The 10,570-nt window shown below is 59.6% G+C and carries 8 protein-coding genes; all 8 read left to right on the top strand.

The genetic code is table 11. From position 1 onward, the window contains the following. Positions 1-585 (top strand): hypothetical protein (locus A0251_RS17505; RefSeq protein ID WP_197461904.1); only part of this gene is annotated, 585 nt, incomplete at its 5' end. 10 nt (positions 586-595) lie between these two features. Then, positions 596-1,390 carry a molecular chaperone gene (locus tag A0251_RS10705; RefSeq protein ID WP_062816828.1) on the top strand — a complete coding sequence of 265 codons (795 nt, stop codon included), beginning with the start codon at positions 596-598 and terminating at the stop codon, positions 1,388-1,390. Between the two features lie 131 nt (positions 1,391-1,521). After that, complete coding sequence (locus A0251_RS10700) at positions 1,522-3,786, top strand: fimbria/pilus outer membrane usher protein (RefSeq protein ID WP_062816827.1); 2,265 nt, start codon at positions 1,522-1,524, stop codon at positions 3,784-3,786. Positions 3,787-3,800: 14 nt separating this feature from the next. Next, positions 3,801-4,274, top strand: a complete 474-nt coding sequence (locus tag A0251_RS10695) for a spore coat U domain-containing protein (RefSeq protein ID WP_062816826.1) — start codon at positions 3,801-3,803, stop codon at positions 4,272-4,274. A 45-nt stretch (positions 4,275-4,319) separates the two neighbouring features. After that, on the top strand, positions 4,320-5,426 hold the full coding sequence (locus A0251_RS10690) for an OmpA family protein (RefSeq protein WP_062816825.1): 1,107 nt from the start codon (positions 4,320-4,322) through the stop codon (positions 5,424-5,426). A 91-nt stretch (positions 5,427-5,517) separates the two neighbouring features. After that, positions 5,518-6,309, top strand: coding sequence for an endo alpha-1,4 polygalactosaminidase (locus tag A0251_RS10685; protein ID WP_062816824.1), 792 nt, complete (start codon positions 5,518-5,520; stop codon positions 6,307-6,309). Between the two features lie 101 nt (positions 6,310-6,410). After that, the gene (locus A0251_RS10680; protein WP_062816823.1) at positions 6,411-8,363 is read left to right on the top strand and encodes a monovalent cation:proton antiporter family protein; all 1,953 of its coding nucleotides are present in this window, start codon (positions 6,411-6,413) and stop codon (positions 8,361-8,363) included. Positions 8,364-8,759: 396 nt separating this feature from the next. After that, positions 8,760-10,352 carry an AarF/ABC1/UbiB kinase family protein gene (locus tag A0251_RS10675; RefSeq protein WP_062816822.1) on the top strand — a complete coding sequence of 531 codons (1,593 nt, stop codon included), beginning with the start codon at positions 8,760-8,762 and terminating at the stop codon, positions 10,350-10,352. The last annotated feature ends 218 nt before the right edge of the window (positions 10,353-10,570 follow it).

Genomic DNA, 10,570 nt, shown 5'->3' with positions numbered 1-10,570 from the left:
ATCGGTACTGACTTCGGTGTAGTGTCCGCGCCCATTCCCTCCGGCGGGGTGAACAACGTGATCACTGCAAATACCGCCACCGGTAACGCCATCACCGGTAATGATGCCCACCCGGATGCCGGGGCAGATGGCGGCGCTGGCAATGACGACACCCTGACACTGAATACCCCCATCGGCCCATTGAACACCGCGCTGGCCGCCATTCTGGACCCCCTGACAGCACAGGCTCTCACCGTGCCCGGTGTCTACGTGGCCTGCACGACAATCCCGGCCAGCGTTACCCTGGAAGGTCCCAGGGTGACCGGTGGCTCGGTCAACTTCACCACCACCACCACGGCGGGCGCCCAGGGTCCGATCGTGACCAGCGTCATGGATGGTGTGGGCGGTGGAGCGGTATCCACCACCAACCAGGTCAACTACGAGCTGAGCTTCACGGAAACCGTGGTCAGTCAGGATGTGCTGGGCCTGGTGAGCCTGTTCACCGGTGTCTACACCTCCATCGGCAGTATCCCCGGTGACCAGACTGGCAACACTGTCGTGGCCGGTAACTATACGGACGTCCTGACTGCCACAGTGGAATTCTGAGGAGTCAGCAATGCCCGCAGACAGAGCCAGGTCTCACCTGGAGTTTTGCCCGCGCCTGTTTGTTTTTCTCCTGTCACTACTGCTGGCTTGTCCCGTACAAGCCGGCAGCTTCCGCATTACTCCCCTGCGGGTGCAGTTCGACGATAACAACCAGACCACGCAACTGAGTATTGAGAACAACAGCCTGCGGACCGTGACCCTGCAGACCTCTGTTATGCAGTGGCAACAGGAAGGGAATCAGGACAATCTTGCCCCCAGCAATGACATCTTCGTCTCACCACCGATTCTGATGCTGCCTCCCGGCGGTCGTCAGGTGATCCGCCTGCGCCACATGCAAGACATGCCTGGCCGCGAGAAGGCCTACCGGCTTTATCTGCAGGATACCGCCGCCCGGGCGAAGCAGGCTGGTGGTGCCAATATGGCGGTCCGCATTGGCCTGCCGGTGTTCGTCTCCCCCAATGGCATAAAACCAGAACCTCGCATTAATACCCACTATGACAACGGCACCTGGTCCGTGCGCGTCAATAATGCGGGTAGTGCGAATTTCCGGGTCATCGGCCTGGATGCCTTCCAGGGCAAGGCCGACCGTGAAGACCTGAAAAAAGAGGATTTGCTGGCACAGTCCACCCAGCCCATCGAAGGCTTTCCCTACGTGTTTGCCGACCAGACCCGGGAGTGGCAAATCAATGCTCCGGCCAACGCCCAGCTCCGCTTGCGCACCGATATTTACGGATACCGGCAACAGGGGTTTGATGAAAGAGGGACCGTATGGCTGGGAGAGCCAGAAAACAAAAAAGGCCTCTAAAAGCAACGGGCCCTGCTCTACTTTTTTGCTTCAGCGTCGCGGGGTTCCAGACGGCATTTGCCGACTCCCCTGATCTGCAGACGGATTGCGAGAATCCGCAGCAGACAACGGCTGTCAATGGTGACTCGTCCATGCGATTGCTGAAATGGATGGTCAATGGCCGCGATCTGGGAGAGCATTTTGTTCTGCGTGATCACTGCGGGGCCGTGCTTGCGCCGATCGACGACCTCCGCAAGACAAGACTTTGTGGCCTGGAATCGGCACCGGTAATCACCATTAACCAGCGAGACTACCGACGCCTGGATCAGCAAACCGGTATCGAGCTGCATATTGATGACAGCAATCAGACACTGACCTTGAGCGTCGCCGCCGATAACTTTTGCCCGACGCGCATTGATATGTCGGCGCAAACCCCGCGTGCCCGGCTGGGAGAACCCCAGGCCGGCGGTTTTGTGAATTACAATTTCACTGCCAGCCAGACGGAAAATACCGATACTGCCTATAACGGTTTTCTCGGCCTCGGCGTGTTCGGCGACTGGGGGGTACTGCAAAGCCAGCATTCCGGTTATGTCGTCGGCAATGACACCGTCACTCAACGCATCGCCACCTACTGGAAATTCGACAGCCCGGAAGAGACCACCACTTTTCGCATCGGTGATGCCTTTGCCGGCCGCACGCCCTGGCGCACCGGTACTGCCGTTGCCGGTTTCCAGATCACCCGCAATTACGCCACCCGTCCCGAACTGGTCACGGGCCCGGTGGTGGATTTTCAGGCCATAGTCGATACCCAGGCACAACTCCTGCTCGCACAGCGCGGGCTGGATCAGCCGGAAGTGATTGGCAATGCCTATTTCGGCAGTGGTTACCAGGTACCGCCGGGACCCGTGGATGTGATCAACCAGCCCCTGTTTAGCAATACCATCCAGAGCCTGACCGTACGGGAAGCGGATGGCACCATCAGCACGCTGGAGATTCCCTCCTACTTCACTGTGGGCCAACTGCGACAGGGCTTTGATGATTTCGAGATCTCAGCAGGTCTGCAACGCGAGGGGTACAGCAATGACTATGACCAATTGGTGTCCACTTTCAGTTACCGTCGGGGCATGAACCGCTGGCTGACTCTGGGGGTCGGCGCGGCCGCCGCTTCCGAGCAACACGTCAATGGCGGCATCTTTGCACAAACCACCATCCCCAATGTAGGCGCCTTGCAGACCCATCTTGCCACCTCCCGGGACCTGCCCGGCGCGGACCAACCCTGGGCAGCTGCCGCCACGCTCAGCAATCAGTACCGTGGCTACAGCTATGCCCTCTCCTATGAACAGCAACAAAATGGCTTTACCCCGTCGCTGGACACCACGCCCGAGGATACCGACGGTTTTCAGCAATGGGTCGGCAGTATCGCCGGTCAGCCGTGGCAGGGCGTGGGGCTGCGTTTTGGCTTCCAGTATCAAGACCCGGACAATGCCCCGCTACGCACGGCGTTGACCACCGGCGTCTACTTCCACATCCGGCGGCAGCTGCGTATTCGCCTTTCCCATACTGAACAACTGAAGCCCAACCGTGATGGCCTGACCCTTGCCTCGTTTGAAATGCCGCTCTCCAGCAGACCGAGAACCCGTGGTAGCCTGGAAGCCAGCAAGGCCCGGGACGAAGAGGCGGTGGTGGATGCCCGGCTGAGGGTGCTGGGCAAGGCGGGCTATCCCAGTGTGCAGGTAAGACACCGGTTACAGGGCGGTGACCTGACCGCGGTTTCCGCATCCGTGGAACGGCCCGCCTATGGCGCCTTTGCCTCTGCCGTGGACGCGGCCGGCATTCGCAGTTATCGGGCCGGGGTCGCCGGCGGTGTGGTTATGACAGAGGATTTCATTAAGCCCACCCGTTTTGCCAATGGCGGCTTCGCGCTGATTGATCTTGGTCCCGACCTTGCCGGTGTTCGCGTCAACGCGATTCCCACCGACAAGAAAGGCCGCTCCATGCTGGTCGGTCTGCCCCCTTTCCAGGAGAGCGAGCTGCATATCAACCCCCGTGATCTCCCCTACAACACCACACTGGGCAACGAAAAAGTCTACGCCGCGCCGAAAGATCTATCTCTGGTTCGGGTCACTCCGGATTTTCTGATCTATCGCGATGCCCTGATACCGGTGGTGATGGTGAACCCCAATGGTGTCAGCGAACCGCTATCTGCAGCCGCCACAGTGACAAACGCCAATGCCCCGGATGCGCCTCCTTACCCTGTCGGGTTTGATGGCATCGTCTATGTGAAAACCACGGAAGAAGCCGTCACGCTGTCTGTGAGCGACAGCGGAGGACGTCAATGCGAGATCACCGTGGCGATTCCCCCGACGGGTGAGCGCACCCCGACGCTTTCCCCGGTACACTGCGTGATGGCGCCATGACGAGGAGTTTCCGCATGTTCAGATTACGTCTCCTGCTCGTACTTATCGCCAGTGGTCTACCCTTGCCGCTCTTTGCCGCCTCTTGCAGCTTCATTACTCCCGATGGCAGTACCCTGGTCAACTTCAACACCGTGATGTCCTTGCAGACCAACCCTGCTGATGGACAAGGACAAATCTCGTTCAATTGCTCACCGGACCTGCTATCCCCGGTGACTTACCAAATCAAGGTCGACGAAGGGAATTCCGGTACGTTTACGCCACGCCAGCTCATGCATAGCTCTGGCGCCACCCTCAACTACAATTTATACACCGACTTTCAACGAACCCAGGTTCTGGGGGATGGGACAGTGGGCACCACCACCTTCTCGGGCAGTTGTCTGTTACTTTGCACCCGGCTGCTAACAGTGTATGGAAGAATTCCCACCAACCAGTGGGGGCCGGCAGGACAATACAGCGACACGGTGACCGTCACCCTCGAGTTCAACTAACCACGGCATATCATCGGCATGCTTAGAAATGGCAGTAGCCCCACAATGAAAACCTTTTCCTGCTGCTGGCATCTCGCCTTGGTCTCCCTGATAGCGCCAGCCACCCTGCCGGCGGATATGGGCAACCACGAACAATGGCCTCTCTCCTATTGGTACGTGGGAGGCGAAGTGGGCTATTACATGATCGAGCAGGATGACGAAAGAACCGGCCAACTGCCGGATTTCTGGCGCCCAAGCTTTCAGGTCGGGCGCCGTTTCAACCGCTACCTCTCCAGCCAGTTGCAATTCGGCCAGGCCGACAGGACCCTGCGCGACAGTGAACAGGACGTGGAGCATAGCCAGCTAAGTCTCCAGGCCCGCCTGCATGGCAACGGTATCAACCTGTTCTCCACCCACCCCTACCTGGGGCTGGGCTATGCACGTCACGAACTGACCACCGATTCGCAGGACTCGACCGAGGAGAACATGGTCCTGGTGGAAATCGGCGTACAACGCTTGTTGGGTCAACACCTGATGCTCGATGTGGGATATCGGCATCTGGTCGACACCGGCGACAACTTCACCGACCGACACCCCTATATTGCCCTCAATTACCGTTTGGGCCAGCGCTACCCGGAGCCCCCGGCCCCGGCTCCCAAACCCACACCGCCACCGGCGCCCGAACCCTGGCAGGACAGTGACGGCGATGGCGTAGAAGACCGCAAGGACAAGTGTCCGGATACCCCCCGTGGCGCCAAAGTGGATGCGGAAGGATGCCCCATCATGCTGACCGAATCGGTCAACATCACCCTGGATATCGAGTTCGCCTTCAACAGCACCGAAGTCCCGGCGCGCTACCTGGCCGACATCGGAAAAATCGCCACGGTGATGGTGGAGTACCCGGAAAGCCAGCTTATGCTGGAGGGGCATACGGACAGCATAGGGCGAGCCACCTACAACCAGGCCCTCTCACAGGCTCGAGCCAGCGCGGTCAAGCGCGTGCTGATTGATCGTTTCCGGATTGATGCGTCACGCATCGATAGCATCGGTCTGGGCGAGAGCCAACCGGTTGCCGACAACGCCACCGAGGCAGGCCGTGCCCGAAACCGCCGCGTGGAGGCCATCATCGAGGCCTCCCGCCAGGTCATGGAGCAAAAACAAAGTGCCGACTAGTCGCGTATTTTCTTACAAACCGACGGCATAACGTAACATTCGCCAATCCGGAAAACCGTTAGCATCTGGGCAAATCATTCCGGTAACCGCTATGGACCTTTCCCTGAGTCTGCTATCCGCCCTGCTGCTGCCGTTACCCACCGATGGCGGGAATCTGGCGGCCGAGCGTTATCAGCCCCCTGTGGACGTGCAGTGGCATATCCAGTTACAGGGTGAGGTCAACATCGGTTATGACGTGGATCTCTATGTGGTGGACCTTTTCGATACCGAAGAGAGTGTCATTGATGACCTGCAAGCCGCAGGCAAAAAGGTGATCTGCTATTTTTCCGCCGGCACCTACGAAAACTGGCGCCCGGACCGCTACCGTTTTCTGCCCACCGACAAGGGCCGGCGCCTGGGTAATTGGCCGGGGGAACGCTGGCTGGATATCCGCTCCCTCAATGTGCGCAAGCGCATGGCAGACCGGATTGAACTGGCGGCAGAGAAAGGCTGCGACGGGGTGGACCCGGACAATGTGGATGGCTATACCAATCAAACCGGCTTTCCGCTCAACAGCCGACAACAGCTTTCCTATAACCGCTTCCTGTTCCGTACTGCCCATAAATATGGCATGGCTGTTTCCCTGAAAAACGACCTGCAACAGGTCAACGAGCTGGTGGACTATGCGGACTTCGCTGTGAATGAGTCCTGCCATGAATGGCGCGAATGTCATCTGCTGCAACCCTTTATTGATGCCGGCAAACCGGTGCTGCACATCGACTACCGGTTCAGTCAGGATGCGGCAGGCCGTGGATACCACTGCGAGCACATGAATACACTGGGTTTCCAGTCCCTGACCCTTCCCCTGGCGTTGGACGACAGCTACCGATTCAGCTGCTTCTGAAGCCTTTCCGGCTTCCCTTGATGTCTATCAAGATCCGGCTCTGACCCGCCAGGATCCTGCTGCTACACTGGTAGCCTGGACATTGGGGAATCCATTTTTTTATGCACGACGCTCTGACACTGATTGTGGCCCTGCTCGGTACTGCGGTTGCCGCCGTGGTGCTGTTTCGTCGACTGGGGATGCCCCCCATTCTCGCCTATCTGCTCTGTGGCCTGGCCGCCGGCCCGTTCGGGTTTGGCTGGGTCAATAATACCGACGGCATTCAGCATCTGGCCGAATTCGGCATCGTGTTCTTGCTGTTTACCCTGGGCCTGGAATTTTCCATACCCCGGCTGATGACCCTGCGCCGGATTGTGTTTGGTGCCGGTCCGCTGCAGGTGCTGCTCACCGGTCTTGCCGTCTTTGCCATCATGCAGCTGCTGGGTTTCTCCTACACCCTGTCGCTGATTACGGCCTGCGCCCTGTCGCTCTCCTCCACTGCCATTGTTATCCGCGATCTGATTTCCCGGGGCTCGGTCAATACCGGCTACGGCCGAACCTCCACCGGCATTTTGCTGTTCCAGGATCTGGCCGCGGTGATCATGCTGGTGATGCTGCCGATCCTGACCCAGGAAAATGCCGGCCCGGTATGGTCCCTGGCATCTCTGACACTGGCCAAGTCCCTGCTGCTGTTTGCCGGTATCTATGTGATCGGCCGCTGGGTGCTGCCGCGCATGCTGGAGGAAACCGGTCGGGCCCGCTCTGATGAAGTCTTCGTCATGACCGCCCTGCTGCTGGCATTGCTGGCCGCGTGGGTGACTCACTGGCTGGGGCTGTCCATGGCTCTGGGGGCGTTTCTGGCCGGCATGATGCTGGGCGAGAGCCACTTCCGTCACCAGATCGAAGCCGATCTTCGCCCTTTCCGGGATCTGCTGCTGGGGCTGTTCTTTATCAGTGTCGGCATGCTGGTGGACCCGAACCTGTTTGCCGATCAGTGGCACTGGATCATTATTGCCGCCGCCGCCTTGATGCTGTTCAAGGGTCTGTTGATATTCGCACTGCTGCGCCTGCTGAAAGAACGCAGCGATACCGCAATGCGAAGCGGCCTGATTCTCTCCCAGGCAGGGGAGTTCGGTTTTGTGCTGGTTGCATTGGGGGTCTCCCATCAGCTCCTTACCCCGGACAAGGCGGGGTTGCTGGTCTCCATCGTGGTCCTGACCATGGTGTGCACGCCTGCCTTGCTGAATAACAGTGGTCGCCTGACCCGCCGTCTGCTGCAACGCTGGCAAAAAATCCCGGAGGACATCCCGATCTCCGATGAGACCCGTAACCATGTCATCCTCTGCGGCTATGGCCGGGTGGGCCAGAACCTGATGCGCTACCTGAACCGCTTCCACATGAAGGCCGTGGCAGTGGACCGGGATCTGGTACGACTACAGGAAGCCAGTGCCGCCGGCGAACACATCCTGTTTGGTGATTCCAGCCGCAAGGAAATCCTGGTGAATGCGGGCATTCAGCATGCTCGTCTTCTGGTGGTTACCTTTGACGATCCGCGGCTGGCAGAGCGTATCCTGCACACCGCACGAGAGCTCAACCCCAATATCCGCGTGCTGGTGCGCACCCGGGACGACACCCATCTGGATGCCCTGATCAGCGCCGGCGCGGAGGAAGTGGTACCGGAAGTGCTGGAAGCCTCCCTGATGCTGGTGGCCCACGCACTGATGATGCTGGATGTGCCCTTCGACCGTGTCATTGCCACCCTGCGCAAAACCCGGCGGGAGCGCTATCGTATGCTGCAGGGCTACTACCATGGTGACACCCTGCCCACCACCGACAGCGCCGGTAACCCCTACCGTCTGCTGCATGCGGTCACGCTGTCGGACAAGGCCCGCGGTATCGGCCGGAGCATCGCCGATTGCGCGCTGCGGGACGTGGAAATTCGGGCGGTAAAGCGCCAGGACAAGACGCTGGAACGTCCTGATGAGGAACTGGTTCTGGAACCGGGAGATACGGTGATTCTCTACGGGCCCCTGGAGGCAGTGGAAGCGGCGGAAAACCGGCTGCTGGGCGGGTAACCGCCCCCGACCTTTGTCACGCCGATAAGGGCCTGAGCACTCGCCCCGATCCCGGACAGGGGCGTTCATGCCAATCCCTGAAATCCCCCTACCGCCGGTCTCCGGCGGCGTATTAACGTCTTGATTCAATCAACCCATCGCAATATCGGTTATTCCTAGCAGTCCTCAGCCGTGCCCGGCAAGAGAACCCGCGGATAGCATCCCCCCGGCTTGCCCTGTTTCCCCTCAGCGTGCAAAAACCTTAATATGTGGACATGCGAGCCAATAAAAGCTGCCTGCAGCCCTCTAACAACAACACTCTCGGAACAATTGTGAACACTTGTTTATTTTCTCTTGAAGATTCGCCCCGGGACCGGTATTTTGTGAACACTCATTCACAAAGCGGAGGCGTGCGTCATGAAAAACACGTCATTAACACAACGTCCGACCACCCCGACAGAACCCAACTGGCAGCCGCTCAATGATTTTGCCGAACAGAAGCAAAATGACAGCGGCCTCAAGGCCTGGTTGGCGGTGGTGGAAGGCTGCATCCGGGCCATTGAGAAAACCGCCTGGCAGGGCCGGGAAATCGCCGATCAGACCGTCAAAACCTGGAAGGCGATGGGCCGGGGCGCCAACGCTGTGAACGAGGAAATGCAGATTCTTGCCGACGAGATGCGACGCTGGCCCGCCCGCCTCAAGCGCCTCAGCAAAACCGGCTGGATGCTCACCAAGGTCGTTGCCAGCTACCGCCTGTGGGGTACCCGTTCGGCCTTTCTTCCGAGCAACATGCGCGAGAGCGCACTGGAGAGCCTGCATCAGCGAAATGCCCGTCGTTTCCGTGACACCTCTCTGGAACAGGGCGGCGCTTTTCTGAAGATCGGTCAACTGCTCTCCAGCCGCCCAGACCTGTTGCCCCAGGCCTGGGTGGATGAGCTCGCCGTCCTGCAGGATCAGGCCAACCCGGTGCCCTTTGAGGGCATCGCCAGGGTGCTGGAACATGAATTCGGCCAGCCGCTGGGCAAACTCTTTGCCCATTTCGACCCGGACCCCCTGGCCGCTGCCAGTATCGGCCAGGTACACCGGGCACGCCTGCATGATGGTCGCGACGTGGCGGTCAAGGTACAGCGTCCGGGGCTGGATGAAGTCGTGGAACTGGACATGACCCTGCTCAAGATTTTCATGGGCGCGGTGAAATCTGCCCTGCCCCCCATGGACATCGACACCATCGTCAGTGAAATCCAGCGCACTGTCCGCGAAGAGCTGGACTATGAGCGCGAAGCCCAGGTGATGACACAGATCGGTGAGCAACTGGCCGGCATCCCCGGCATCACCACCCCGGCCCTGGTGGCGGAACACAGCAGCCGGCATGTGCTGACCACCGAATTCGTCCACGGTCGCAAACTCACCACCGTGCTGGATGAACTGCACCACACCGACCCGGAACGCCTGGGTGGGGTGCTGCACCGGCTGCTGGACGCCTGGTTTTCCCAGGTACTGCATGGCGGCCTTTTCCACGCCGACCCGCACCCGGGTAACATCATGCTCACCGACGACGATACCCTGGTGCTGCTGGATTTCGGCTGTGCCCAGCGCCTCAGCGACACCGCCCGGCGTGGATACTTCCGTGTTCTGCAGGCCTGCGTGGTGGACGACAAGCAAGTGATTGCCGACACCCTGGCCACCATGGGCTTTACCACCCGCAGCGGCAACCCGGATACCCTGCTGGCATTCGTGTCCGCCGTTCTGGACCAGGTGCGCAACGCCATCATCTACCCGGACCCGGACAAGGGCTGGCCCAGCCCTGAGGAAATGATGCAGCAGGTAAGCCATTTGCTGGGCCGACTGCAACAGGACCCGGTAGATACCCTCCCCGGCGACTTCATCATGCTGGCACGGGTGTTCGGCACCCTGGGCGGCTTCTTCCTGCACTATCAGCCCAAGCTGGACATCGCGGCTCTGGTGCTGGGCTACCTGACCCGCCCGCTGGATAATCAACAGGCGGCGTAAGCGGCCTTTTCCGTGTTCAGTTGAGCGGTCGTTTGCCATGCCCGGTTGGCTCGACCGCTCTCCCAACTCCCCCACTTCGTAGGGTGCACTGAGCCTAGACCGTCATCTCTCGGCCTCCACGACGCTCCTGTAACAAACCCCTCCCCCTTTTTGACAATAACGCTACAGCCTCCCTCAACCCTTTAGTTGTACAAACGTACCAATAAGAACGAACGTAC

Source organism: Alcanivorax sp. NBRC 102024 (assembly GCF_001602235.1).
Classification (GTDB): domain Bacteria; phylum Pseudomonadota; class Gammaproteobacteria; order Pseudomonadales; family Alcanivoracaceae; genus Alcanivorax.
The sequence above is the reverse complement of the archived record's forward strand: the minus strand, read 5'-3'. Positions and strand labels throughout refer to the sequence as shown.